Annotated in this window: 17 protein-coding genes; 14 read left to right on the plus strand and 3 right to left on the minus strand. The window is 72.1% G+C overall.

Annotated features, from left to right (window positions below):
• The first annotated feature begins 19 nt into the window (after positions 1 to 19).
• The 8 genes from ABZ370_RS18010 to ABZ370_RS18045 all read left to right on the plus strand — a co-directional run bounded on the left by ABZ370_RS18010 (position 20) and on the right by ABZ370_RS18045 (position 13,935).
• Positions 20 to 814, plus strand: a complete 795-nt coding sequence (locus ABZ370_RS18010) for a pectate lyase (RefSeq protein WP_358621473.1) — start codon at positions 20 to 22, stop codon at positions 812 to 814.
• 78 nt (positions 815 to 892) lie between these two features.
• Positions 893 to 1,705 carry a pectate lyase gene (locus ABZ370_RS18015; RefSeq protein ID WP_358621476.1) on the plus strand — a complete coding sequence of 271 codons (813 nt, stop codon included), beginning with the start codon at positions 893 to 895 and terminating at the stop codon, positions 1,703 to 1,705.
• Positions 1,706 to 1,879: 174 nt separating this feature from the next.
• On the plus strand, positions 1,880 to 3,085 hold the full coding sequence (locus ABZ370_RS18020; RefSeq protein WP_358621479.1) for a S8 family peptidase: 1,206 nt from the start codon (positions 1,880 to 1,882) through the stop codon (positions 3,083 to 3,085).
• Between the two features lie 313 nt (positions 3,086 to 3,398).
• On the plus strand, positions 3,399 to 5,393 hold the full coding sequence (locus ABZ370_RS18025) for an alpha-1,4-glucan--maltose-1-phosphate maltosyltransferase (RefSeq protein WP_358621482.1): 1,995 nt from the start codon (positions 3,399 to 3,401) through the stop codon (positions 5,391 to 5,393).
• Positions 5,390 to 7,129, plus strand: a complete 1,740-nt coding sequence (treS, locus tag ABZ370_RS18030) for a maltose alpha-D-glucosyltransferase (RefSeq protein WP_358621484.1) — start codon at positions 5,390 to 5,392, stop codon at positions 7,127 to 7,129. Before ABZ370_RS18025 ends, treS begins: the two co-directional genes overlap by 4 nt.
• Before the next feature lie 883 nt (positions 7,130 to 8,012).
• Positions 8,013 to 9,530: a phosphotransferase gene (locus ABZ370_RS18035; protein ID WP_358621487.1), complete on the plus strand. Its 1,518-nt coding sequence runs from the start codon at positions 8,013 to 8,015 to the stop codon at positions 9,528 to 9,530.
• 683 nt (positions 9,531 to 10,213) lie between these two features.
• Entirely contained in the window at positions 10,214 to 12,412 is a 2,199-nt protein-coding gene (gene glgB / locus ABZ370_RS18040) for a 1,4-alpha-glucan branching enzyme (protein ID WP_358621612.1), read from the plus strand.
• Positions 12,413 to 12,498: 86 nt separating this feature from the next.
• On the plus strand, positions 12,499 to 13,935 hold the full coding sequence (locus ABZ370_RS18045; RefSeq protein WP_358621489.1) for a glycoside hydrolase family 16 protein: 1,437 nt from the start codon (positions 12,499 to 12,501) through the stop codon (positions 13,933 to 13,935).
• 15 nt (positions 13,936 to 13,950) lie between these two features.
• Here the strand turns inward: ABZ370_RS18045 and ABZ370_RS18050 are convergent, their stop codons facing one another.
• Positions 13,951 to 16,905, minus strand: a complete 2,955-nt coding sequence (locus tag ABZ370_RS18050) for a BTAD domain-containing putative transcriptional regulator (protein WP_358621492.1) — start codon at positions 16,903 to 16,905, stop codon at positions 13,951 to 13,953.
• A 146-nt stretch (positions 16,906 to 17,051) separates the two neighbouring features.
• On the opposite strand from ABZ370_RS18050, the gene ABZ370_RS18055 reads away from it, so the two are divergent.
• Entirely contained in the window at positions 17,052 to 17,246 is a 195-nt protein-coding gene (locus ABZ370_RS18055) for a hypothetical protein (protein ID WP_358621495.1), read from the plus strand.
• Between the two features lie 151 nt (positions 17,247 to 17,397).
• Here the strand turns inward: ABZ370_RS18055 and ABZ370_RS18060 are convergent, their stop codons facing one another.
• Positions 17,398 to 18,849, minus strand: a complete 1,452-nt coding sequence (locus ABZ370_RS18060) for a cation:dicarboxylase symporter family transporter (protein WP_358621497.1) — start codon at positions 18,847 to 18,849, stop codon at positions 17,398 to 17,400.
• 164 nt (positions 18,850 to 19,013) lie between these two features.
• On the opposite strand from ABZ370_RS18060, the gene ABZ370_RS18065 reads away from it, so the two are divergent.
• The 5 genes from ABZ370_RS18065 to ABZ370_RS18085 all read left to right on the plus strand — a co-directional run bounded on the left by ABZ370_RS18065 (position 19,014) and on the right by ABZ370_RS18085 (position 25,055).
• Positions 19,014 to 20,633: a sensor histidine kinase gene (locus tag ABZ370_RS18065; RefSeq protein WP_358621499.1), complete on the plus strand. Its 1,620-nt coding sequence runs from the start codon at positions 19,014 to 19,016 to the stop codon at positions 20,631 to 20,633.
• 173 nt (positions 20,634 to 20,806) lie between these two features.
• Entirely contained in the window at positions 20,807 to 21,520 is a 714-nt protein-coding gene (locus ABZ370_RS18070) for a response regulator (RefSeq protein WP_358621501.1), read from the plus strand.
• A 133-nt stretch (positions 21,521 to 21,653) separates the two neighbouring features.
• A complete protein-coding gene (locus ABZ370_RS18075) occupies positions 21,654 to 22,664 on the plus strand; it encodes a chitinase (protein ID WP_358621504.1) in 1,011 nt (336 codons plus the stop codon).
• Positions 22,665 to 22,785: 121 nt separating this feature from the next.
• Positions 22,786 to 24,153 (plus strand): extracellular solute-binding protein, encoded by a 1,368-nt coding sequence (locus tag ABZ370_RS18080; protein WP_358621506.1) that lies wholly within the window; start codon positions 22,786 to 22,788, stop codon positions 24,151 to 24,153.
• Positions 24,150 to 25,055, plus strand: coding sequence for a sugar ABC transporter permease (locus tag ABZ370_RS18085; protein WP_358621509.1), 906 nt, complete (start codon positions 24,150 to 24,152; stop codon positions 25,053 to 25,055). The genes ABZ370_RS18080 and ABZ370_RS18085 overlap by 4 nt, the downstream gene beginning before the upstream one ends.
• A gap of 43 nt (positions 25,056 to 25,098) precedes the next feature.
• Here the strand turns inward: ABZ370_RS18085 and ABZ370_RS18090 are convergent, their stop codons facing one another.
• Entirely contained in the window at positions 25,099 to 25,626 is a 528-nt protein-coding gene (locus tag ABZ370_RS18090) for a hypothetical protein (RefSeq protein ID WP_358621511.1), read from the minus strand.
• Between the last annotated feature and the right edge of the window lie 36 nt (positions 25,627 to 25,662).

Here is a 25,662-nt window from a genome sequence, read left to right on the forward strand (position 1 = left end):
CCGCACAAGGAGCTGTGACATGGCTGAACCACGCATGAGACGGCGGGCGATCGGCGGTGCCCTCGGCGCCATCGCCCTCACCGCGGGCGCGATCACCACCGGGCTGTCCCTGTCGGCCGCGTCGGCCGCCACCTGGCCCTCGCCCAGCGGCACCCCACAGGCCGTCACCAAGACGATCCCCGTCAGCGGGACCACCGACGGCGGCATGAAGCGCTACTACGGCTCCGGCGATCTCGGCACCGGCGGCCAGGACGAGGACCAGGGCCCGCTGTTCGAGCTGGCCGACGGCGCGACCCTGAAGAACGTCATCATCGGCGCCCCGGCCGCCGACGGCGTCCACTGCAAGGGCAGCTGCACCCTGCAGAACGTCTGGTGGGAGGACGTCGGCGAGGACGCCGCCACCTTCCGCGGCACCGGCGAGACGTACAACGTCATCGGCGGCGGCGCCCGCAAGGCCTCGGACAAGATCTTCCAGTTCAACGGCGGCGGCACGCTCAACATCTCCAACTTCGCCGGACAGGACTTCTCGACCTTCGTCCGCTCCTGCGGCAACTGCTCCAGCCAGTACAAGCGCACGATCAATGTGAGCAACACCGAGATCACCGCGCCGGGCAAGGTGATCGGCGGGATCAACACCAACTACGGCGACTCGCTGACCCTGCGCAAGGTCACGATCGTCGGAGACAGCAGCAAGAAGATCGTCCCGTGTCAGAAGTACATCGGGAACAACACCGGCAAGGAGCCGACGAAGAACGGCGCCGACGCCGACGGCACGTACTGCAAGTACAGCAGCTCCGACCTCACCTACAAGTAGCCATCACGCGCGTCTGAGGTCCACCGCCCGGCCCGTGGTTTCTCCGCGGGCCGGGCTCCCCCCACGGAACGGATACCCATGGCACGGCAGCACCACAAACCGCGTCCCACCCGCAAGCGCGCCCTGATCGGCGGCCTCGGCGCCGCGGCCCTCACCCTCGGCGCGATCACGGCCGGGACGATGCTCTCCTCGGCCTCGGCGTCCGCCGAGTGGCCCACCCCCGGTGACGACAAGCCGGTCAGCTCGACGCAGAAGATCTCCGGGGTCGTCGACGGCAAGATGCGGCGCTTCATCGGCGAGGGCGAACTCGGCGACGGCGGCCAGGACGAGGGCCAGCCCGCGATGTTCGAACTCGCCGACGGCGCCACGCTGAAGAACGTCGTCATCGGCGCCCCCGCCGCCGACGGCATCCACTGCGAGGGCAGCTGCACGCTGCAAAACGTCTGGTGGGAGGACGTCGGCGAGGACGCCGCCACCTTCCTGGGCGGCGCGGGCGCCACGTACACCGTCGAGGGCGGCGGCGCGCGCAAGGCCGACGACAAGGTCTTCCAGCACAACGGCGGCGGCACCCTCACCATCCGCGACTTCGCCGTGCGGGACTTCGGCAAGCTCTACCGCTCGTGCGGCAACTGCTCCAAGCAGCAGAAGCGCGCGGTGGTGGTGGACCGCGTGGAGGTGACCGCGCCGGGCAAGTCGCTGGTCGGCGTCAACGAGAACTTCGGGGACACCGCGAAGCTCAGCGACATCACGATCATCGGGGACGACAAGAAGAAGATCGACCCCTGCGTCCACTTCCAGGGCAACGACACCGGTGCGGAGCCCGAGGAGACCGGCTCCGGCCCGGACGCCAAGACGTGCCTCTACAAGGAGTCCGACATCTCCTACAAGTAGGCGCCGGAACGGGTCCACCGCGCGCCGTGTCCGCCCCCTTCACCGGGGACGGGCGCGGCGCGCGTCCCGTGGGCGCACCGCGCCGGTTCCGCCCCCTGATGCGCACTTGTCGGGGTCCCCGCCCCACGAGACCCTGGCCGCCTTCGCATCGGGGAGGGTGGGAGGGGTTCGTCCATGGCGCACAGGAGGAGCACGCGCGGGAGGAGCAGGGGCCGCCGCCGGGCGGCCGGGGCGCTGGCCGCCGCCGCGCTGATGCTGACGGGCGGGGCTCTGCCCGCCCAGGCCGCGGGTTCGGCGGCGCACCACACGTACATCGTGACGCTGCAACGGGGGGCGGGGGCGCCGTCGGCGTCGTCCGGGCAGGGCAGGGGCATCGTGGAGCGGTACGGGGCGACGGTGCGCCGTACGTACAGCAGGGCGCTGAACGGCTTCGCCGTACGGGCGGACGAGGCGCAGGCGAGACGGCTCGCGGCGGACCCGGGCGTCGCGTCGGTGACCCGCGACGCGGAGGTGTCGCTGCGCTCCACGGCCACCCAGGCGTATCCGCCGTCCTGGGGGCTGGACCGGGTCGATCAGCGCGCCGGGGTGCTCGACGGGCGGTATTCGGCCCCGTCGGGCGGCGGGCGCGGGACGACGATCTACGTCATCGACTCGGGAGTGCGCACCAGCCACCGGGACTTCGGCGGCCGGGCCCGCTCCGGCTGGGACTTCGTGGACGACGACCCGGTGGCGCAGGACGGCAACGGCCACGGCACCCATGTGGCCGCGACCGCCGCCGGTACGCAGTACGGCGTGGCGAAGAAGGCCGAGGTCGTCGCCGTCCGGGTGCTGGACGACCGGGGCGAGGGCACCAGCGCCCAGGTGCTGGCCGGTCTTGACTGGGTGCTGCGGCACGCCCGGAAACCGGCGGTGGTGAACCTGAGCCTGGGGTCGCCGGTCGCCGGGCCGGTGCCGGAGTGGGACGCAGGCGTTCGGGCCGGGGTGCGGGCCGGTCTCACCTTCACGGTCGCGGCGGGCAACGCGGGGCGGCCCGCGGGGTCGTACTCGCCGGGCCGGGTGCCCGAGGCGATCACGGTGGGCTCGACGGACCGGGCGGACCGCCGCTCGCCGTTCTCCAACTACGGTCCGGCGGTCGATCTGTTCGCGCCCGGCGACCGGATCGTGTCGGCGTCCCGGGCGAGCGACACGGCGGCGGCGACGCTGTCGGGTACGTCGATGGCGGCGCCCCATGTCGCGGGCGCGGCGGCGCTCTACCTGGCCGCCCACCGCTCGGCGAGCCCGGCCCGGGTGAGCGCGGCGCTCGACGCCGAGGCGACCGAGGGCGCGGTACGGAACGCGGGGCGCGGTTCGCCGAACCGGCTGCTGCGCGTGGGCGGCTGACACGGCATCTGACATCACCCGAGATTGCGGTCATATCATCGGCCCCGCACGGATACGCGCGGGGCCTTGTCGTGCACCCCGCGTTACGAACCGGTAGTTAACGGGAACCCGGATTGTCTCCCGGTGTGCGGTGGGAAGGCTTCCCGAACGCGCCCCCCATGGCCGACTCATCCGCCCACCAGAGTGAACGCGGACAGGAGCTGTCATGCCCGCAACCCATCGCCCGGCGGTAAAGCCTATACAAAGGACAGAAGCCGCCGCCGACCATCGAGCGCCCTCCGCACATCAGCCCGCGACGCCGTCAGGTGATCCTATGATCGGTCGTATTCCCCTTCTGGATATCCGTCCGCTGATCGACTGCGGCCGCCGTCCCGCCAAGGCGGTCGTGGGCGAGACCTTCGAGGTCAGTGCCACCGTGTTCCGGGAGGGCCACGACGCGGTCGGCGCCAATGTCGTCCTCCGCGACCCGGCGGGACGGTCGGGGCCATGGACCCCGCTGCGCGAACTCGCCCCCGGCACCGACCGCTGGGGCGCCGAGGTCACCCCCACCGCGCCCGGCCGCTGGTCGTACACGGTCGAGGCGTGGAGCGACCCCGTCGCCACCTGGCGCCGGCACGCCCGTATCAAGATCCCGGCCGGGATCGACACCGATCTGGTGCTGGAGGAGGGCGCCCGGCTGCACGAGAGAGCGGCGACCGGAGTGCCCAAGAGCGACGGCCGGGAGGCGGTGCTCGGGGCCGTCGACGGGCTGCGCGACGAGCGCCGCCCGGTCGCCGACCGGCTCGCGGCGGCCCTCACCCCCGAGGTCACCGCCGCCCTCGGCCGCCACCCCCTGCGCGAACTGGTCACCGCCTCCCGTCCGATGCCGCTCCAGGTGGAGCGGGAGCGCGCGCTGTTCGGCTCCTGGTACGAGCTGTTCCCGCGCTCCGAGGGCGCCAAGGTGGCCGAGGGGCGGCGGCCGGTCAGCGGCACGCTGCGCACCGCCGCCGAGCGGCTGCCCGCCATCGCCGCCGCCGGGTTCGACGTCGTCTATCTGCCGCCCGTCCACCCCATCGGCACCGCGTTCCGCAAGGGCCCCGACAACACGCTCTCCGCGGGCCCCTTCGACGTCGGCTCCCCCTGGGCCATCGGCTCCCCGGACGGCGGCCACGACGCGATCCACCCCGACCTCGGCACCCTGGACGACTTCGACCACTTCGTGGCCCGGGCGCGCGAGCTGCGCATGGAGGTGGCGCTCGACTTCGCGCTCCAGTGCTCGCCCGACCACCCCTGGGTCGCCCAGCACCCCGAGTGGTTCCACCGGCGCGCCGACGGGACGATCGCGTACGCCGAGAACCCGCCCAAGAAGTACCAGGACATCTACCCCCTCGCCTTCGACGCCGACTTCTCCGGCCTCGTCCGCGAGACCGAGCGGCTGCTGCGGTTCTGGATGTCGCACGGCGTACGGATCTTCCGGGTCGACAATCCGCACACCAAACCCGTGGTCTTCTGGGAGAAGGTGATCGGGGACATCAACCGCACCGACCCCGATGTCCTCTTCCTCGCCGAGGCGTTCACCCGGCCCGCGATGATGAACACCCTCGGCATGATCGGCTTCCAGCAGTCGTATACGTACTTCACCTGGCGCAACGGCAAGCAGGAGCTGACCGACTACCTCACCGAGCTGTCGGGGGACGCGGCCGCCTGGATGCGGCCCAACTTCTTCGTCAACACCCCCGACATCCTCCACGCCTACCTTCAGGACGGCGGCCGCCCGGCCTTCGCGGTACGGGCCGTCCTCGCCGCCACCCTCTCCCCCGCCTGGGGTGTCTACGCGGGCTACGAGCTGTGCGAGAACACCCCGCTGCGCGCCGGGAGCGAGGAGTACCTCCACTCGGAGAAGTACCAGCTGCGCCCCCGCGACTGGGCGGAGGCGGAGCGTACCGGGGAGACCCTCACCCCGCTCCTCACCCGGCTCAACCGGCTGCGCCGGCGGCACCCCGCCCTGCGCCGGCTGCGCAACCTCCGATTCCACCACACCGACAACGACTCCGTCATCGCCTACTCCAAGCGCACGGGCGACTCGTGCGTGCTGGCCGTCGTCAACCTGGACCCCCACCACACCCAGGAGGCGACGGTCTCGTTGAACATGCCGGAACTCGGCCTCGACTGGCACGAGTCCGCCCCGGTGCGCGACGAGCTCACCGGCGAGACCTATCACTGGGGCAGGGACAACTACGTGCGCCTGGAGCCTGGGCGTGAAATGGCTCCCGCGCACGTGCTCTCCCTGCGACCGTCCTCACCGATCGGAGGGTCACCCACAACATGATCGTCAACGAGCCTGTACCGGACAAGTTCGAAGACACCCCGGCCAAGGACCGTGACCCCGACTGGTTCAAACGCGCCGTCTTCTACGAAGTGCTGGTCCGCTCCTTCCAGGACAGCAACGGGGACGGCGTCGGCGACCTCAAGGGGCTCACGGCCAAGCTGGACTACCTCCAGTGGCTCGGCGTCGACTGCCTCTGGCTGCCGCCCTTCTTCGCCTCGCCGCTGCGCGACGGCGGCTACGACGTCTCGGACTACACGGCCGTGCTGCCGGAGTTCGGCGACCTCGCCGACTTCGTCGAGTTCGTCGACGCCACGCACCAGCGCGGCATGCGCGTCATCATCGACTTCGTCATGAACCACACGAGCGATCAGCATCCGTGGTTCCAGGAGTCCCGCGCCGATCCCGACGGACCGTACGGCGACTACTACGTCTGGGCCGACGACGACAAGCAGTACCAGGACGCGCGCATCATCTTCGTCGACACCGAGACGTCCAACTGGACCTTTGATCCAGTACGCAAGCAGTACTACTGGCACCGCTTCTTCTCGCATCAGCCGGACCTCAACTTCGAGAACCCGGCCGTCCAGGAAGAAGTACTGGGCGCCCTGCGCTTCTGGCTGGACCTCGGCATCGACGGCTTCCGGCTCGACGCCGTGCCGTATCTGTACGCGGAGGAGGGCACCAACTGCGAGAACCTCCCCCGCACCCATGAGCTCCTCAAGCGGGTCCGCGCCGAGATCGACGCCCACTACCCCGACACCGTGGTGCTGGCCGAGGCCAACCAGTGGCCGGAGGACGTCGTCGACTACTTCGGCGACTACGAGGCGGGCGGCGACGAGTGCCACATGGCCTTCCACTTCCCGGTCATGCCGCGCATCTTCATGGCCGTGCGGCGCGAATCCCGCTACCCGGTCTCGGAAGTCCTCGCCAAGACCCCGGCCATCCCGTCCGGCTGCCAGTGGGGCATCTTCCTGCGCAACCACGACGAGCTGACGCTGGAGATGGTCACCGACGAAGAGCGCGACTACATGTACGCGGAGTACGCCAAGGACCCGCGCATGCGCGCCAACATCGGCATCCGGCGCCGGCTCGCCCCGCTGCTGGACAACGACCGCAACCAGATCGAGCTGTTCACGGCTCTGCTGCTGTCCCTGCCCGGCTCGCCTATTTTGTATTACGGCGACGAGATCGGCATGGGCGACAACATCTGGCTCGGCGACCGCGACGCGGTGCGCACCCCCATGCAGTGGACCCCCGACCGCAACGCGAGCTTCTCCTCCTGCGATCCGGGGCGGCTCTTCCTGCCCACGATCATGGACCCGGTCTACGGCTACCAGGTCACCAACGTCGAGGCCTCCATGAGCAGCCCCTCGTCGCTGCTCCACTGGACCCGGCGGATGATCGAGATCCGCAAGCAGAACCCGGCCTTCGGGCTGGGCTCCTTCACCGAGCTGCCCTCCTCCAACCCCGCCGTCCTCGCGTTCCTCCGCGAGGCCCCGCAGACCCGGGACGGCGAGGACGACCTGGTGCTGTGCGTGCACAACTTCTCGCGCTTCGCCCAGCCGACGGAGCTGGACCTCCAGTCCTTCGCGGGCCGCCACCCGGTCGAGCTGATCGGCGGCGTCCGCTTCCCCGCCATCGGGGAACTCCCCTACCTCCTCACCCTGGCGGGCCACGGCTTCTACTGGTTCCGCCTACGCCGACCCGAGCCGACGCCCCACCGCACCCCGGTCTGACCGGCGCCGGGGCGGGGACCTGTTCCCCACCCCGCCCCTTCCCGAACCCTGGGGCTCCGCCCCCGGACCCCCGCCCCAGGCGCAAAGCCCCGCCGCCGCGAGCCCGCAAGGTCGCCCCGCCTACGAGCTCCGGGCGGCAGCCCCGGAACCGGCCCCCGGTTCAGAGGAGCCCCGAGGCGGGGGCCAGGGGCACAGCCCGGATACGAGGGCAGGGGCACAGCCTGGATACGGCCCGGGGCGCCACCCCGAAGCAGGTCCAGGGGCGCAACCCCGAGACGGGGCCAGGACCGCAACCCCGAAGCAGGGGTCGGGGCCGCAACCCCGAGACGGGCCCAGGGGCACAACCCTGACGCGGGGTCGGGGGCGCAGCCCCGGTGGGGGGTCGCGGGCGCAGTCCCGAAGCGGGGTCGGGGGCGCAGCCCGGTGGGGGCCAGGGGCGTAGCCCCGGGGCGGGGGCGGGGGCGCAGCCCCGAGGCGGGGGCGGGGGCGCAGCCCCGAGGTGGGGGCCAGGGGCGCAACCCCCAATCGGGGCCAGGGGCGCAACCCCCAATCGGGGTCGGGGGCGCAACCCCGAAGCGGGGTCGGGGGCGCAGCCCCGGGGGGCTCGGGCGCGGCCCGGAACGGGGGCCGGGGGCGGAGCCCCCGGGTTCGGGAAGGGGCGGGGTGGGGGAAAACGTGTCCTCCGCCCGCAAGCGGCGTTTTCGCGTCCCCTTCATGGGCACTCTGAACCTACGTGCCGCCACCGGCGGAGCCGATCGCGTACTCCGTACTCGCCGTACGGACGATCCTCGCCCGACACGTCCCGCACCGTCGCACAGTCAATGCCGCAATCCGGGACACTTTGCCCTGATCTGTCGTGTGCCCGGGGAAAGGACGCGACGCCATGCCGGAAGCTCCGTTCTCCCGGGGGGCACACCACCCGCCGACCGCCGCACCACCAGCCGAACCCCCGTCAACCGCCGCGACGGCGAGCCCGAACGCCAGTCCGCCCGCCCTGCTCGGATCACTCGCGCCGCTGCTCGCCGAGTGGCTCCCCCGGCAGCGCTGGTTCGCGGGCAAGGGCCGCCCCGTCACCGGCTTCGCCCTCGTCTCCGCGACCGAGTTACTGCCCTGCCCGCCGGGCGGCGCGGCCCCCGGGCTGCTCCATCTGCTCGTCCGCGCCCAGCAGCCGGAACCGCCCGGCCACCGCCACGGCTTCGGCTGCGGCCACCGCCGTGGCGCGGCCGCCAGCGACTGCTACCAGATCCTGCTCGGCGTCCGCTCGACCCTGCCGCCCTCGCTCGCCCCCGCCCTCATCGGGCGGCCCAGCGGCGGACCGCTGGACGGCCGTACCGTGTACGAGGCGCTGGCCGACCCCCGCCTCGCCTCGCTCCTCCTGGAGCGGCTGCGCGTCCCCGGCCGCCTCGGCCCGCTGCGCTTCGTACGCGAACCCTCCAGCGCCATCCCGTCCATCCTCCCGCCCCGGATGATCACCGCCGAGCAGTCCAACTCCTCGGTCGTGTACGGAGATACGTTCATCCTCAAGTTCTTCCGGCGGGTCAGCCCCGGCACCAACCCCGACCTCGAACTCCCCCTCGCCCTCGCCCGCACCGGCTGCACCCGGGTGCCCGCCCCCGCCGCCTGGTTCGAGGCCGCGCCGCCGCCGGAGGGGCCCGGCCCGCGCCCGGAGCCGTTCACGCTCGGCGTCCTCCAGCCCTACCTGGCCGGGTCCACCGACGGCTGGCAGCTCGCCCTCGACGCCCTCTCCGTACGCGCCGACTTCACCGACGCCGCACGCGCCCTCGGCCACGCCACCGCCGAGGTGCACCTCGCGATGGCCGAAGCGCTCCCCGTCTCCGTACTGCGCCGCCCGCAGATCGAACACCTCGCGGCGGCGATGAGCGAACGCCTCGACTCGGCCGCCGCCGCGGTGCCCGCGCTCCAGCCGTACCGGGCCGCGCTGCACACCGCGTACGAGGACGTCGCCGCCCTCGGCCGCGCGGGGCGCACCTGGGCGGCCCAGCGCATCCACGGCGATCTGCACCTGGGCCAAGCCCTGCTGACGGCGGAACGGCAGTGGTCGCTGATCGACTTCGAGGGCGAGCCGTCCCGTCCGCTCGCCGAACGCCGCCGCCCGCAGCCGCCGGTCCGCGACATCGCCGGAATGCTCCGCTCCTTCGACTACGCGGCGGCCGTGGGCGGCCCCGACACTCCGCAGGGCTGGGCGGCCCGCATGCGTGACGCCTGCTGCGCGGGGTACGCGGAGGCCTCCGGTACGGACCCGCGCGACGAACCGGAGCTGCTGCGCGCCCATGAGACCGACAAGGCGGTGTACGAGGTGCTCTACGAGGCCCGCCACCGCCCCGACTGGCTGCCGGTCCCGATGACCGCGATCCGCCGACTGGCCGCCGCCGTCCGCTGATCCCCTCGACGCCGACACCACCTCCGACCTCCGCACACCCTCCGACACCCCCTCCAGACACCCTCCGACACCCCCGGGAGGACCACCCCGTGACCGCACGACCGCCGTCCGGCCAGCACCCGTCCGACGAGGGCCCGGGCCCCGACCCGGCCACCACCGGCGCCAGGACGGGCCCGGCGGTCCCGCCCACGTTCCTCCCCGGCCGATCCGCCCGATCCGCCGGGGCCCGGCGGCGTTCCGACGCCACGCCGCCGGGCCCCACAACCCGCCCGGCCACCACCCCCGACGTCGAAGCCGGGCTCCGGGCACCCGAATCACCCCGCGACGACCCCGCCTCGCCGGAATCCGCGGGCATCAAGCCCAGCCCACAGCCCACGGCGGCCGAACCCGCGGCACACGCCGAGAACGCCCGGCCGGAAGACTCGCGCGCGAACCCGCCCGGACCCGCCGCCCCGGCCACCACCCCCGACGTCGAAGCCGGGCTCCGGGGGCCCGAATCACCCCGCGACGACCCCGCCTCGCCGGAGTCCGCGGGGATCAAGCCCAGCTCGCGGCCGTCGTACGGGGCGCCGCCCGAGCCTCGGGCGCCGCGGGCGGCGGGGGCCGCGGGGGGCGGGTCCGTGCCCGCCGCGCCGCGGCCGCCCGCCCCCGCCCCGGAGGACGCGGCGTACGACGACCTCGCGGTGCGGGCCGCGAGCCCGCTCGGCGACAACGATCGGCAGCGGCTGCTCACCGGGTCGCACCACGACCCGCACGCGCTGCTCGGCGCCCACCTCGTCCGCGACGGGGTGCTGTTCCGGGCGCTGCGCCCGTACGCCCGGGCCGTCACCGTCTCCGTCACCGCCGACGGGCCGCGCGCGCGGCTGCGGGCCGACGGGGACGGGCTGTTCTCGGGCGTGCTGCCGCTGACCGCCGTCCCCGACTACCAGCTGCTCGTGGCGTACGACGACGCCGAGACGCTGGTCCATGACCCGTACCGGTTCCTGCCCGCGCTCGGCGAACTCGATCTGCACCTGATCGGCGAGGGCCGCCACGAGGAGCTGTGGCGGGCGCTCGGCGCGCAGCCGATGACGCACCACAAGGTGGCCGGGACGCGGTTCACGGTCTGGGCGCCGAACGCGCGCGGGGTCCGGGTCACCGGGGACTTCTGCCACTGGGACGGCACCGGATTCCCGATGCGCTCGCTCGGCTCCAGCGGCGTATGGGAGCTGTTCGTACCGGGCGTCGGCGAGGGCGCGCTGTACAAGTTCGAGATCACCCGGCCCGACGGCGGCCGCACGCTGCGCGCGGACCCGATGGCGCGGCGCACCGAGTGCCCGCCCGCGACGGCCTCGGTGGTGCACGCCTCGCACCACGACTGGCGCGACGGCGACTGGATGGCGCGGCGGGACGGCGGGCGGGTGCACGAGCTGCCGTTCTCGGTGTACGAGGTGCATCTGCCGTCGTGGCGGCCCGGTCTGACCTACCGGCAGCTCGCCGAGCAGCTGCCCGCGTACGTCAGGGATCTCGGCTTCACCCATGTCGAGCTGATGCCGGTGGCCGAGCACCCGTTCGGCGGCTCCTGGGGCTACCAGGTGACCGGCTTCTACGCGCCCACGGCCCGCCTCGGCACCCCCGACGACTTCAAGTACCTGGTCGACGCGTTGCACCGGGCCGGGATCGGGGTGCTGGTGGACTGGGTGCCCGCGCACTTCCCCCGGGACGCCTGGGCGCTGGCCGCGTTCGACGGGCAGCCGCTGTACGAGCCGTCCGACCCGCTGCGGGCCGCACACCCGGACTGGGGGACGCTCGAATTCGACTACGGCCGCACGGAGGTGCGTAACTTCCTGGTCGCGAACGCGGTCTACTGGTGCGAGGAGTTCCACATCGACGGTCTGCGGGTGGACGCCGTGGCGTCCATGCTCTACCTCGACTACTCGCGCGAGCCCGGCCAGTGGACGCCCAACGCGCACGGCGGCCGGGAGAACCTGGACGCGGTGGCGTTCCTCCAGGAGATGAACGCGACGGTCTACCGCCGCTGCCCCGGCGTCGTGACCATCGCCGAGGAGTCCACCGCCTGGGACGGCGTCACCCGGTCCACCCACCACGTGGGGCCGAGCGGCTTCGGCGGGCTCGGCTTCGGGCTGAAGTGGAACATGGGGTGGATGCACGATTCGCTGGGCTACGTGGCGCATGAGCCGGTGCACCGCAAGTACCACCACCACGAGATGACGTTCTCGATGGTGTACGCGTACAGCGAGAACTACGTCCTGCCCATCTCGCACGACGAGGTGGTGCACGGCAAGCGGGCACTGGTGAGCAAGATGCCGGGCGACTGGTGGCAGCAGCGCGCCGACCACCGGGCCTACCTCGGCTTCATGTGGGCCCACCCGGGCAAGCAACTGCTGTTCATGGGGCAGGAGTTCGCGCAGGGAGCGGAGTGGTCGGAGCGCCACGGCCCCGACTGGTGGCTGCTGGACCCCTCGTACTCCGCCGCACCCGACCACCGCGGCGTGCGCGACCTGGTCCGCGACCTCAACCGCGTGTACACGGCGACCCCACCGCTGTGGCAGCGGGACACGCAGCCGGAGGGGTTCACGTGGGTGGAGGGCGACGGGCACGAGGACAACGTGTTCGCCTTCCTCCGCTTCGACGCGGAGGGCTCCCCGCTGCTGGCGGTCAGCAACTTCTCGCCGGTGGTGCGGCACGCGTACCGGGTGGGCGTACCGGACACGGTCCCGCTGTGGCGGGAGGTGCTGAACACCGACGACGAGCGGTACGGCGGCGGCGGCGTCCTCAATCCGGAACCGCTGAAGGCCGAACCGACGGCCGCCCATGGCCGCCCGGCCAGCCTCCTGCCGGTGCTGCCGCCGCTGGCCACGATCTGGCTGCGTCCGGCCTGAACCCCCGTTCACAAGGTTGACGAGTGACGTGGACACGCCTAAAAGAAGGGGGTGAGAGCGCTCTCACCCCCTCAGGAGGTACGTCCATGCGACGCCCCCACAGACCCAGATCCGCCCTCCGGTCCGGCCTGGCCGCACTCGCCGCCACCGCCGTCGCCCTCCTCGGCGCCACCTCCGTACGGGCCGATGTGCCACCCACGCCGTCGGGCTGGTCCCTCGCGTGGAGCGACGACTTCACCGGCGCGGCGAACACCCTCCCCTCCGCCGCCAACTGGCAGATCGACACCGGCTACAGCTACCCCGGCGGGCCCGGCAACTGGGGCACCGGCGAGATCCAGCGCTACACCGACTCCACCAGCAACCTCGGCCTCGACGGCGGCGGCAACCTCCGCATCACCCCGCTCCGCGACGGCGCGGGCAACTGGACCTCGGCCCGTATCGAGACCAAGCGCGCCGACTTCAAGGCCCCGGCGGGCGGTGTGCTGCGCATGGAGGGCCGTATCCAGATGCCGAACGTCACCGGCGACGCCGCCCTCGGCTACTGGCCCGCCTTCTGGGCGCTCGGCAGCCCGTACCGGGGCAACTACCAGAACTGGCCGGGCATCGGCGAGTTCGACATCATGGAGAACGTCAACGGGATCAACTCCGTGTGGGGCGTGCTCCACTGCGGGGTGAACCCGGGCGGTGCCTGCAACGAGAGCACGGGTATCGGCGCCAACCGCGCCTGCCCGGGGTCGAGCTGCCAGTCCGCCTTCCACACCTACCGCTTCGAATGGGACCGCTCGACCACCCCGAACCAGCTTCGCTGGTACGTGGACGGCCAGCAGTTCCACAGCGTCGCCCAGAATCAGGTCGACGCCACCACCTGGGCGAACATGACCGACCACGCGGGCTACTTCCTGCTCCTCAACGTGGCCATGGGCGGCGCCTTCCCGAACGGTGTCCACGGCGCGGCCACCCCCACCGCGGCCACCGTCCCCGGCCACCCCATGCTCGTCGACTACGTGGCGGTCTGGACCCGGGGCGGCGGCGGAACCGACCCCGGCACCGGCTCCGCCACGCTCTACCCGGGTACGGGCGGCGCCCTCGGCGCGGCGTCCTCGTCCGCGAGCGCCACGACCCTGGCCTCGGCGGGCGGCGCGAACCACGACGGGAGTCCGTACCAGCCGCAGACCTTCACCTCGTCCGGCATCACCCGGACGTACAGCGGCGGCTCGACGGCCTTCGACCTGTTCGTGGACGCGGGCACGACCGTGGCCAACGGGCAGCAGATCAGGGTCAGTTACGACCTCACGGGCGACGGCAGCTGGGACCGCACCGAGACCTACCAGTACTTCGCCACCGACCCGGCGCCGGGCTACGAGCACTACACGCAGGCCCGCGGCCTGAAGTCCACGACCGGCTCGGCGCTGGGCAACCTCAGCAACGGCAAGGTCCGGGTCGAGGTGTGGAACGCCATCGGCAACGGCACCAGCACCCTCGGCACCGGCAACCAGTCCACCGTCCGCATCCCCTTCAACTAGCGCTACCGGGCTGTACTACCGGGCCGCGCTGCCGGGTTCGGACTCGTCCAGCCGGGCGAGTTCGTCCCGGACCCGGTCCGCGTCCGGGTGGCCGAGGGCGTCGAAGCGGCTCAGCGCGGCGCGCCAGCTGCTCCGCGCCCCGGCCACGTCCCCGGCGGTGCGCTGGGCGCCGCCCAGCCGGTGCAGCGACTCGGCCTCCCGCACCCGTTCGTCCAGGCCGCGCCGCAGCTCGACCGCGCGCCGGTAGCAGGCGATGGCCTGCTGGTGGTCGCCGAGCTGGTGATGGGCGTACCCGAGGCTGTCCCAGGCGGCCGACTCGCCGCGCCCGTCGCCCGCCTCCCGCAGCAGGGCGAGCGCCTTGGCGCAGTGCACCAGGGTCTGACGGCAGTCGCCGAGCATGGCGTACGCCCAGCCCATGTTGTTCAGGGCGTACGCCTCACCCCTGCGGTGACCGGCCACCTGGTACAGCTCCATCGAGCGCCGGGCGTGGTACAGCAGCTCCTCGTCCCGGCCCTGGCGCTCGGCCGTCATGTTGAGCGCGACGTGGATGCGGGCCTGGCCGATGTGGTTGGCGGTCTCGCCGTGCAGGTCGAGCGCACGCAGCAGATGGCCGCGGGCCCGGTCGTACCGGCCCCTGCGCAGATCGGCGAGGCCCAGCCCGTGGCGGGCGTGGGCCTGACCGGCCGGATCGGAGACGCGGTGGGCGGCGCCCAGGGCGATGCGGTGGACGGTGCGCTGGTCGTGCCAGTGGCCGAGCTGGTCCAGGAACTCGGCGAGGGACCAGGCCAGTTGCCAGGCGTGGGTCTCGAATCCGGCGTCCGCGGCCCGCTGGAGGGCCGCGATCAGCACCGCGTGTTCCAGGGTGAACCAGGTGAGCGCCTGGGCGTGTTCGGTGAACGTCTCGACGGCGACACCGGCTTGCGCCGGGCCGGGGGTGATCGGCTCCCGGTACGGGGTGAAAGCGCGCCCGGCGGCGAAGGCGGAGTGCAGATAGTGGTCGAGCGCCCGGTGCAGCGCGGACCGGCGGTCCTCCTCCGTGTCGTGTTCCTGGGTCAGCTCCATGGCGTACGCGCGCAGCAGATCGTGGAAGGCGTACCGGCCCGGGCTGCGCTCGGCGATCAGATGCGCCCGGGTGAGCCTGCTCAGCAGCCTGCGGGCCTGGGGTACGTCCACCCCGGTGAGGGAGGCCGCGGCGGGCGCGGCGATGTCCGGGCCGGGGTGGACGCCGAGCAGCCGGAACAGCCGGGCGGCGTCGGCGCCGAGGGAGTGGTACGACCACGAGAACACGGCCCGGACATCGGTGGTGGCGTCCCCGCCCTCGAACGCGTCGAGGCTGCCGCGCGCGTCGTGCAGCTCACCGGCGAGCGCCGCGATGCTGAACCGGGGGTGGGTGGCGGCGCGGGCGGCCACGATGGCGAGCGCGAGCGGCAGCCCCGCGCACACCGTGACCACATCCTCCACGGCCCGCGGTTCGGCGGCGGCGCGCTCGGTGCCAATGCGGCCGACGAGCAGGTCGCGCGCCTCGGCCCGGTCGAGCAGATCCAGCGGCAGCGGCCGGGCCTGCTCCGCGACGACCAGGCCGGTGAGTTCGTTACGGCTGGTCAGCACCACCAGACAGCCGGGCGAACCGGGCAGCAGCGGGCGTACCTGCTCGACGTCGCGGGCGTTGTCGAGCAGGATCAGCACCCGGCGGTCGGCCAGCAGACTGCGGTAGAGGGCGGTCTGCGCCTCCACGGTGGCGGGGATGCGGTGCGCGGGCACCTGGAGGGCGTCGAGAAAGCCACGGACCGCCTCGGCCACGGTCATCGCCGACCCGGTGGGTCCGAAGCCGCGCAGGTTGACGTACAGCTGCCCATCGCCGAAGCGCTCGCGCACCCGGTGCGCCCAGTGCACCGCGAGGGTGGTCTTGCCGAGCCCGCCACTGCCCGCGATCACCCCGATGACGGCCGCGGTGGCGTTGGCGTTGGCCCGCAACAGGGAATCGAGTCCGGCGAGTTCGCGCTCACGCCCGGTGAAGTGCGCGACGTCGGGCGGCAGTTGCTGCGGTACGGCGGTTTCGGCGGCGGGGGCGGTGTGCGGCCCCGGAGCGGCGGTGACGTCATCCGCGCTTCCGGGCACCCCGTCGGCCCCGGCGGCCTCCGCCGCCCCGGACGGGGCCCCGGGCCCGGCCGCGTATCCGGCTCCGGACTCGGCGTGGGCTCCGGACGCATCCGCGGTCCCTGGGTCGGTACGGGGCTCGGGCGCAGGCTCGGGGCCGGGGCCGTATCCGTCCCGCGCCTCGAGCGCCTCGCGGTGGAGCCGTTGCAGCTCCTCCCCCGGTTCGATGCCCAGCTCCTGCGCGTACCGCTGCCGGGTGGCGCGGAACAGCGCGAGAGCGTCGGCCCGCCGCCCGGACCGGCGCAGGGCTTCCATCAGCAGGGCCACCGAGCGCTCGCGCAGCGGGTGTTCGGCGACCAGGGCGGACAGCTGCGCCATGGCCTCGTGGTGGCGCCCGGCCCGTACGTCGATCGCGGCGCACTCCTCCACCGCGGCCCGCCGCTCCTCCTCGAGACCGGCCCCGACGGTGTCGGACAGCCAGCCGCCCGCCACGTCGGCGAGCGCGGGTCCGCGCCACAACTGCAGGGCGGCGCACAGCAGTTCCGCGGCCCGGTCGTCGTTCTCCGTGCGGGCCTCGCGCACCAGGTCCCGGAAGCGGTGCAGGTCGACGGCCGCGCGCGGGGCGGTGAGGCAGTAGCCCATGGCGGAGGTGGTCAGCTCGGTTTCGGGCAGGGCGGCCAGGATGCGGCGCAGCTTGGATATCTGGACCTGTACGGCGTTGCGCGCCGAACCCGGCGGGTCCTCGCCCCAGACGGCCATCACCAGCCGGTCGACGGAGACGACCCGGCCCGGTTCCATCAGCAGCATCGCCAGAACGGAACGCTGCTGCGCGGCGGTCGGGCCCAGCAGCCGGTCGTCCCGCCATATCCCCACGGGCCCCAAGAGGCGTAACCCGGTCCCGTCCACGCGCTGCCCCCGTCGGTACCAGAGATTCACTTCGACAATCCCGCAGCCTACCCACCGGGCCAGGTCAGCAAGGCATCAGCGGTATATCAGCGGCTCGTAGGACCCTGGGGGTCATGACCACGGCCGGACGCACCCGCCGCAGGCCCCGGATAGGGGATCTCGTCTACGACATCGAGCGCGAGGCCGTCGGCCGCGTCGCCTACATCGACGCAGGTGGCAACGTTGCGTGGGTCAAGCCGCGCGACGGCGGCCCGGAATGGACCGCGCTCCCCGAACGGCTCCGTCCGGCGGCGGACGGAGAGCGCTGACCCGCGACCCCACGGGCCTCGCCCTCCCTGTGCCGGTGTCCCGTGTCTTGCCACGGGGGGAAGACGCGGGACACCACCTGCCACCAGGGCCGCGAACACGACCGCGGCCCTGCCCCGATTCAGGAGGGCAGGGCCGCAGGGGCGTGGGGTGTCAGGCAGGCACGTGCTCCTTGGCCGTCTCACCATCACGCTGCTCGTGGAGCGCCTTGGTGTCGGCACCCTCAGCACCATCGGAGTCGGCGGACGGGCCGTGGCCGCCGCCGTTCGCCGCGAAGGCCGCCGCGTCGAACGGGAGCCGCCCGGCGAGGACCTCGTTCATCCGGTCCTTGTCGATCTCCTTGGTCCAGGTGCCGACCAGGACGGTGGCGACCGCGTTGCCCGCGAAGTTGGTGAGGGCGCGGGCCTCGCTCATGAAGCGGTCGACGCCGACGACCAGGCCGACACCGCCGACCAGGTCGGGCCGGTGCGACTGGAGGCCGCCCGCGAGGGTCGCCATGCCCGCGCCGGTGACACCGGCCGCGCCCTTGGAGGCGACGATCATGAACAGCAGCAGGGATATCTGCTCGCCGATCGCGAGCGGCTTGCCCATGGCGTCGGCGATGAACAGCGACGTCATGGTCAGGTAGATCGCGGTGCCGTCCAAGTTGAAGGAGTAGCCGGTCGGCACGGTGATGCCGACGACCGGACGGCTGACGCCCGCGTGCTCCATCTTGGCGATGAGCAGCGGCAGCGCGGACTCCGAGGAGGACGTCGAGAGGATCAGCAGGAACTCCCGCGCCAGGTACTTCAGCAGCAGGAACAGGTTCACGCCGGCCACCAGGCGCAGGATCGTGCCGAGCACGACGAACACGAAGAGGACACAGGTGGTGTAGAAGCCGATCATGATGACGGCGAGCGCCTTGAGCGCGTCCAGCCCCGTCTCGCCGACCACCGCGGCCATCGCGCCGAAGGCACCGACCGGGGCCAGCCACATGACCATCGACAGCAGCTTGAAGACGAGCTGCTGTATGTGGCCTATGCCGCGCAGCACCGGCTCACCGGACTTGCCCATGGCCTGGAGGCCGAAGCCCACGAGGAGGGCGACGAACAGGGTCTGGAGCACCTGCTCGGAGGTGAACGCGGAGATCAGGGTGGTGGGGATGATGCTCAGCAGGAACCCGTCCAGGCCCTCGCTCGCGCCGCTGTCCACCTGACTCTGACCGGCCTTCGCCACTTCCTGGCTGATGTGCAGCCCGCTGCCGGGCTCCAGGATGTTGCCGACGACCAGGCCGATGGCGAGCGCGACGGTCGACATCACCATGAAGTAGCCGAGGGCGAGCCCGCCGACCTTGCCGACCTTGGCGGCCTTCCGTACCGAACCGACGCCGAGCACGATCGTGCAGAAGATGATCGGCGAGATCAGCATCTTGATGAGGTTGACGAAGCCTTCGCCGATGGGCTTCAGCTCGACCGCCGTGTCGGGGGCGGCGAAGCCCACGAGGATCCCCAGCGCCACCGCGCCGATCACGGCGAGGTAGAGGTAGTGGATCTTTTCCTTCTTCTTCGCCTTCGGCCGCTCCGGCTCTGTACGTCCCGATGCGGGCGGCGTGATCTCCGCAGCCACGGTGCTGCCTCCTTCTCTATGGCCGTCCAACTGTCCCGGCGCTGTACCGTGTGCGGCTCGCACACCGCCTTGAACGGTTCCGGCGACTATGCCCCACGCCTGTGACGGGGGTCACCCTTCCGTTCATTTCGTTCACACAAAGATTCGTGTGCAGACTGATGGACATGCGCATCCCCCACCCGCGGAGCCTGGCCGGTCAGCTCTTCGCGATGCAGGTAGTGCTGGTCGCGGCCCTCGTGGCCGGATGCGCCGTCTTCGCGTACATCACCGACCGCGACCAGGCCACGGCGGCCGCGCGCAGCCAGGCCACGGCCGCCGCCGCCGCGGTCGCCGACTCGCCCTCGGTGGCCGACGCCGTACGGTCCGACGACCCCACCGCCCGGCTCCAGCCGTACGCGGAGAAGGTGCGCCGGGACACCGGCGTCACCTTCGTGACCATCATGAACCCGCGCGGTATCCGTTGGACACACCCCGATCCGGACAGGATCGGCGAGCGCTACCTCGGCCACATCGAGCCCGCGCTGCGCGGCCGGATCTTCCCCGAGACGTACACCGGCACCCTCGGCGCGTCGGTGCGGGTGGTCGCGCCGGTGCGCGACGCGCGGGCCGGGGGCCGGATCACGGCGCTGGTCAGCGCCGGGATCACGGTGGAGACCATCAGCGCCCAGGTGCGGCGCCAGCTCCTCGCGCTGCTCGCCGTCGCCGTCGGGGCGCTGGCCGCCGGGGGCCTGTGCGCGTACGTCATCAACGCCCGGCTGCGCCGCCACACCCACGGCATGAACGCCTCCGAGCTGAGCCGGATGCACGACTACCACGAGGCGGCGCTGCACGCGGTGCGCGAGGGGCTGCTGATGCTGGACGGGCAGCGGCGGATCGCGCTCATCAACGACGGCGGCCGGGAGCTGCTCGGGCTGTCCGACGACGCGGTCGGCGCCTACGTCTCCGAGCTGGGCCTGCCCAGCCCGCTCACCGGCGCCCTGCTGGCCACCGAGCCGCGCGTGGACGAACTGCATCTGACCGCGGAGCGGGTCGTGGTCGTCAACACCTCCCCGGTGAGCAGTGGCGAACAGCGCGGCACGGTCGTCACGCTGCGCGACCACACCGAGCTGCAGGCGCTGTCCGGCGAGCTGGACTCCGTACGCGGCTTCGCCGAGGCGCTGCGCTCCCAGGCGCACGAGGCCGCCAACCGGCTGCACACCGTCGTCTCGCTGATCGAGCTGGGCCGGGAGGACGAGGCGGTCGAGTTCGCGACGGCCGAGCTGGAGCTGGCCCAGGCCCTCACCGACCAGGTGGTGGCGGCGGTCGCCGAGCCCGTGCTGGCCGCGCTGCTGCTGGGCAAGGCGGCGCAGGCCAGCGAGCGCGGCGTCGAGCTCGTCCTCACCCCCGAGAGCCGCATCGACGACGGTCTGGTGCCGCCCGGTCTTGCCGCCCGCGACCTGGTGACCATCGTCGGCAACCTCATCGACAACGCGATCGACGCGGCCACCGAGGGCGTCGGCAGCGGCGGCCCCCGCAGCGCCCGCGTCACGGTCACCGTCCGCGCCGACGACGGCGAGCTGACCCTGCGCGTCGCGGACACCGGCGCCGGTCTGGACCCGGCGGCGACCGAGGACGCGTTCCGCCGCGGCTGGTCCACCAAGTCGGCGGGCCGCGGTCTGGGGCTGGCCCTGGTCCAGCAGGCCGTACGCCGCAACGCGGGCACCGTGGACGTGGCCGGGGCGCCCGGCTCCGGCGCCGAATTCACCGTCCGCCTCCCGCTGGCCACCGCGGCCGTCACCTCGTGAACGGTCGGCACGTGGTCCTTAAAGGCCGGTCGAAAGGATTCACAGGGCCGTAACCCTGGCCACTGTTCATTACGCTCCGTAAATTGGGGCCCCGAGGTTCTTGCCAGTCCGGCGCCCGGCCCGCCCCGATGTGCCTGCCACGATGTGCCCGCCCCCGAGAGGAAACCCGAACCATGAGCCCGCCGCAGGCGAACTCGGCGACCCCGACCCCGGAGGCGATCCGGGTGCTCGTCGTCGAGGACGACCCCGTCGCGGCGGACGCGCACCGGATGTACGTCGAGCGCGTCCCCGGATTCGCCGTCGTCGGCACCGCGCGCACCGGCGGTGACGCCCAGCGGCTGCTGGAGCGGACGCCCGCCGATCTCATCCTCCTCGACCTCTACCTGCCCGACGGGCACGGCCTCCAGCTGGTGCGGGCGATGCGGGCGGCCGGGCACGGGGCGGACGTCATCGCCGTCACCTCGGCCCGGGACCTCGCCGTGGTCCGGGACGGGGTCTCGCTCGGGGTGGTCCAGTACGTACTGAAGCCGTTCACCTTCTCCACCCTCCGCGACCGGCTCCAGCGGTATGCCGAGTTCCGGTCGACCGCGGGCGAGGCCAGCGGGCAGGACGAGGTGGACCGGGCGCTGGCCGCCCTGCGCGCACCGCAGCCCGCCGCGATGCCCAAGGGGCTCACCCAGGCCACCCTGCACGCGGTCACCGAGGCGCTGCGCAGCGCCCAGGACGGTGTCTCGGCCGCGGCCACGGCGGAGGCGGTGGGGATCTCCCGGATCACCGCACGCCGCTATCTGGAGCACCTGGTGGACGCGGGCCGCGCCGCCCGTACGCCGCATTACGGAGCGATCGGGCGCCCGGAGCTGGTCTACCGCTGGCTCAGCGAGCACTGAACCCGAACGCCCTGCCCTGCGAGCGCCGAGCGCCCCCGCCGGGCGATCATTAGGAAAGTTTCCTATCCACCATCTTGTCGTGGCCATGGCGGCTCGCTAGCGTTCAGTCGCACATCCCCCAGGAGGACGCCCCATGCAGCTCTCCCGGCGCCACCACAGACGCACCCTCGCCGCCGCCACCGGGCTGGTCGCCCTGATCGCCACGGGCGCGGCCACCGCCGCCCAGGCCACCCCCGCGCCCCGCGCCACGGCGGCCGCCGTCACCGGCCAGACCGGCCCGTACCTCTACCTCGGCTGGGGCAGCCCGCCCAAGGCCACGGACGTGATGTCGGCGACCGGCACAAGACAGTTCACGATGGCGTTCATGCTCTCCGACGGCGGCTGCACCCCCAAGTGGGACGGCTCCCGCGCGCTCACCGGCGGCACCGACCAGTCGACCATCAACGCCATACGCGCGGCCGGAGGCGACGTCACGGTCTCCTTCGGCGGCTGGAGCGGCAACAAGCTCGGCGAGAAGTGCTCGTCCGCTTCCGCGCTCGCCGCCGCGTATCAGAAGGTCATCGACGCGTACCAGCTCAAGGCGATCGACATCGACATCGAGTCGACCGAATTCGAGAACGCGACGGTCCGGCAGCGGGTGGTCGACGCGCTGAAGACCGTCAAGCAGAAGAACAGCGGCCTCAAGGTCTACGTCACCTTCGGCACCACCACGACCGGACCCGACGCCAACGGCAAGGACCTGGTCAAGCGCGGCGCCACGGCCGGGCTCGACGTGGACGGCTGGACGGTCATGCCGTTCGACTTCGGGCAGGGCTCCGTCGACATGGCGGCGGCCACCAAGTCGGCGGTCGACGGCCTGAAGAACACCGTCGCGAGCGCCTACGGACTCTCCTCGGACGCCGCCTACCGCAAGGCCGGCTTCTCCTCGATGAACGGCAAGACGGATGTCGCGGGCGAGACGGTGTCCCTGGCCAACTTCAATTCGGTGATCTCGTACGCCAAGAGCCACCACCTGGCCCGGGTCAGCTTCTGGTCCCTCAACCGCGACCGCAAGTGCGACTCCGGCACGGACGCGGACGCGTGCAGCGGCATCGACCAGGGCACGTACGACTTCACCAAGGCGCTCGCGGGCTACACCGGCTGAACTACCGCCCACCGCACCCGAGTTCGATCGACAACCTCCCTGTTCACGGGGATTGACCTTGCGTTGAAGGCGACCTTACGGTCGGCCCGCAGGCCATCGAGGCCGGCAAGGAGGTCGTGCCGTGCGCCCCACCACCGCCCCACTGATCCTCACCGCCGCCGCCCTCGTCGCCACCGCCGGGCTCACCGCCTGCGGTGGCGGCTCGGGCAGCGATCCGGACACCGTCAAGGTCGCGTACAACCGCAGCACCGACAACAAGATCCGCTTCAAGGACAACCACCTCGCCGCGGTGAAGAAGCAGTTCGAGAAGGCGAACCCCGGCAAGAAGGTCGAGCTGGTCCCGATCCAGGCGCAGGACAACGACTACGCCACCAAGGTCCAGCAGATGATGCGGTCCCCGAAGACCGCCCCGGACCTGGTCTACGAGGACACCTTCCGGATCAACGCGGACATCAAGGCGGGCTATCTGCGGCCGCTGGACGACTACCTGGCCAAGTGGAAGAACTGGGACCAGTTCGTCGACACGGCGAAGACGGCGGCCAGGGCCGAGGACGGCAAGACGTACGGCGTCCCGGACGGCACCGACACCCGCGGGCTGTGGTTCAACAAGGACATCCTCGCCAAGGCCGGGCTGCCCGCCGACTGGGCGCCGAAGAACTGGAACCAGATCCTCGACGCCGCCCGCGCCATCAAGAAGAAGGTCCCCGGCGTCATCCCGCTCAACGTGTACACCGGCAAGGCCCCGGGCGAGACCTCCGTCATGCAGAGCTTCGAGATGCTGCTGTACGGCACGGGCGCGGCGGGCGACGAACCGCTCTACAACCCGGAGACGAAGAAGTGGGTCACCGGCGGCAAGGGCTTCCAGGACTCCCTGGCGTTCCTGAAGACCGTCTACGACGAAGAGCTCGGCCCCGACATCTCCGACGCCCTCGACCCCAACGTCGGCACCACCGTCTTCAGCGAATGGCTCCCCGAGGGCAAGCTCGCCATCGCCCTCGACGGCTCCTGGCTCGGCCAGAACTGGCTGAAGACCGGCGGCAAGCCCTGGCCCGAGTGGTCGAAGACCCTCGGTCAGGCCCCGATGCCGACGCAAGCCGGGCAGGCGCCCGGCAAGGTCAGCATGTCCGGCGGCTGGACGTGGGCGATCAGCGCCAAGTCCAAGAACCCCGATCTGGCCTGGAAGTTCATCGAACAGTTCCAGACCAGGAAGAACGCGGTCCGGTGGGACATCGTCAACGCCCAGATCGCCGTCCGGAAGGACGTCGCGAAGGACCCGGAATACCTCTCCTCCATGCCCGGCATCCGCTTCTTCACCGGCCTGGTGCGGTACACCCACTACCGCCCGGCGCTCCCCGTCTACCCGCAGGTCTCCTCGGCCATCGGCGAGGCCATGGAGGCGGCGACCACGGGTGACTCCTCGCCGGGCGGCGCGGCGAAGGCGTACGACGAGCAGCTGAAGTCCGTCACCGACGGTGCCGTGGGCGGATGACCACCGCGACCGCCCCTTCGGCCAAGGCGGCGCCTGCGGTGAGGGCGCGCCGGGGGCGCCTGCGGTGGCTGCCGCTCGCCCCGGCCACCGCCTTGCTGCTGCTCTTCCTCGGCGGGCCGATCGGCTACTGCTGCTACATCGCCTTCACCAACATGCAGCTGACCGGCACCTCCACCACGGAGTTCACCGGCCTCGCCAACTTCCGCCGCGCCTTCGGGGACGCCGACTTCCGCAACGCGGTCGTCCTCACCCTCGTCTTCACCGTCATCTCCTCCCTCCTCGGCCAGAACACCCTGGGCCTGGCCCTGGCCGCCCTGATGCGGCGCGCCTCCAAGCCGGTGCGCACACTGATCGGGGCGGTCGTGGTCGCGGCCTGGGTCGTCCCCGAGATCGTCGCGGGCTTCCTGCTCTACGCCTTCTTCCGCCGCGAGGGCACGCTCAACGAGGTGCTGGCCGGACTGGGCCTGCCGTCCCAGAACTGGCTGTACACCCTGCCCATCCTCGCCGTCTCCTTCGCCAACGTCTGGCGCGGTACGGCCTTCTCGATGCTCGTCTACTCCGCCGCCCTGTCGGAGATCCCCAAGGAGATCACCGAAGCGGCGGAGGTCGACGGCGCGGGCGGCCTCCGCCGCTTCTGGCATGTCACCCTGCCGATGATCCGCCGTTCCATCGGCACCAATCTGATGCTCAACACCTTGCAGACGCTGTCGGTGTTCGGCCTCATCTGGGCCATGACCCGCGGCGGCCCCGGCAATCGCAGCCAGACCCTGCCGGTGTTCATGTACGACCAGGCGTTCAACAAGTCCCTGATCGGCTATGGCACGGCGGTCGCGCTGTTGCTGCTGCTGGTGGGCGCGGCGTTCTCGGTGGTGTATCTGCGGCTGATGCGCGAGGAGGTCTGAGAGGGCGGCTCGCGGGATGCCCGGATCGGCGGTCCGGGGCTCGTCAGGTGCCGAGGTCCTCGATGATCTCGCCCACTTGGCGGTTCCCCTTGGGCGCCCACCAGAAAGACAACGGCGCCAGCCGGGCAACAGCCGCTCCCAGCCATTCCGGGTCACCGAGGCGGTGCAGCGCCCTCGCTTCGGACGTCTTCTGGAACAGAGCCTTCACCGCGAAGACGTGCGGGCCCGTGTAGGGGCGCTCGTGATGGGTGTAGTTCACCGACCACCCCTCGTACGGATGGCGAAGGAGCCCACCCACGGAACAGCTGCTGCGGCCGGTCTCCAGGTAACCGCCGCCCAACGCGCCCAGCACGCCCATGGTGCGGGTGGCGTGCGCCGCCCGGAAGCTGGCTCGGATATTCAGCTCCACGAACTTGGACCACGGGGTGACGGCTCGAGGTTCCGGTGCTCCGGGCTCGTGGTGCTCCAGGCCCTCGGCGGTAAGGACCAGGCACGAGCCGCCCTCCCGCTTCGGGTCCCCGATGATCCAGCGGTCCCCGACCAGTTCCAGCGGCCCCAGGTACCCCGTCATGTTCCCCCCGTCGGCCGTGTGTTCGCCCGACCCGCG

It is taken from the genome of Streptomyces sp. NPDC005962 (assembly GCF_040629205.1).
In the GTDB taxonomy this organism is placed as follows: Bacteria; Actinomycetota; Actinomycetes; order Streptomycetales; family Streptomycetaceae; genus Streptomyces.

Bases quoted from the DNA above. Each gene is read 5' to 3' on its own strand.
- ABZ370_RS18075 (WP_358621504.1), top strand. From the start codon at position 21,654: ATGCAGCTCTCCCGGCGCCACCACAGACGCACCCTCGCCGCCGCCACC.
- ABZ370_RS18015 (WP_358621476.1), top strand. From the start codon at position 893: ATGGCACGGCAGCACCACAAACCGCGTCCCACCCGCAAGCGCGCCCTG.
- ABZ370_RS18070 (WP_358621501.1), top strand. From the start codon at position 20,807: ATGAGCCCGCCGCAGGCGAACTCGGCGACCCCGACCCCGGAGGCGATC.
- ABZ370_RS18085 (WP_358621509.1), top strand. From the start codon at position 24,150: ATGACCACCGCGACCGCCCCTTCGGCCAAGGCGGCGCCTGCGGTGAGG.
- treS (WP_358621484.1), top strand. From the start codon at position 5,390: ATGATCGTCAACGAGCCTGTACCGGACAAGTTCGAAGACACCCCGGCC.
- ABZ370_RS18010 (WP_358621473.1), top strand. From the start codon at position 20: ATGGCTGAACCACGCATGAGACGGCGGGCGATCGGCGGTGCCCTCGGC.
- ABZ370_RS18055 (WP_358621495.1), top strand. From the start codon at position 17,052: ATGACCACGGCCGGACGCACCCGCCGCAGGCCCCGGATAGGGGATCTC.
- ABZ370_RS18035 (WP_358621487.1), top strand. From the start codon at position 8,013: ATGCCGGAAGCTCCGTTCTCCCGGGGGGCACACCACCCGCCGACCGCC.
- ABZ370_RS18065 (WP_358621499.1), top strand. From the start codon at position 19,014: ATGCGCATCCCCCACCCGCGGAGCCTGGCCGGTCAGCTCTTCGCGATG.
- ABZ370_RS18045 (WP_358621489.1), top strand. From the start codon at position 12,499: ATGCGACGCCCCCACAGACCCAGATCCGCCCTCCGGTCCGGCCTGGCC.
- ABZ370_RS18025 (WP_358621482.1), top strand. From the start codon at position 3,399: ATGATCGGTCGTATTCCCCTTCTGGATATCCGTCCGCTGATCGACTGC.
- ABZ370_RS18090 (WP_358621511.1), bottom strand. From the start codon at position 25,626: ATGACGGGGTACCTGGGGCCGCTGGAACTGGTCGGGGACCGCTGGATC.
- ABZ370_RS18020 (WP_358621479.1), top strand. From the start codon at position 1,880: ATGGCGCACAGGAGGAGCACGCGCGGGAGGAGCAGGGGCCGCCGCCGG.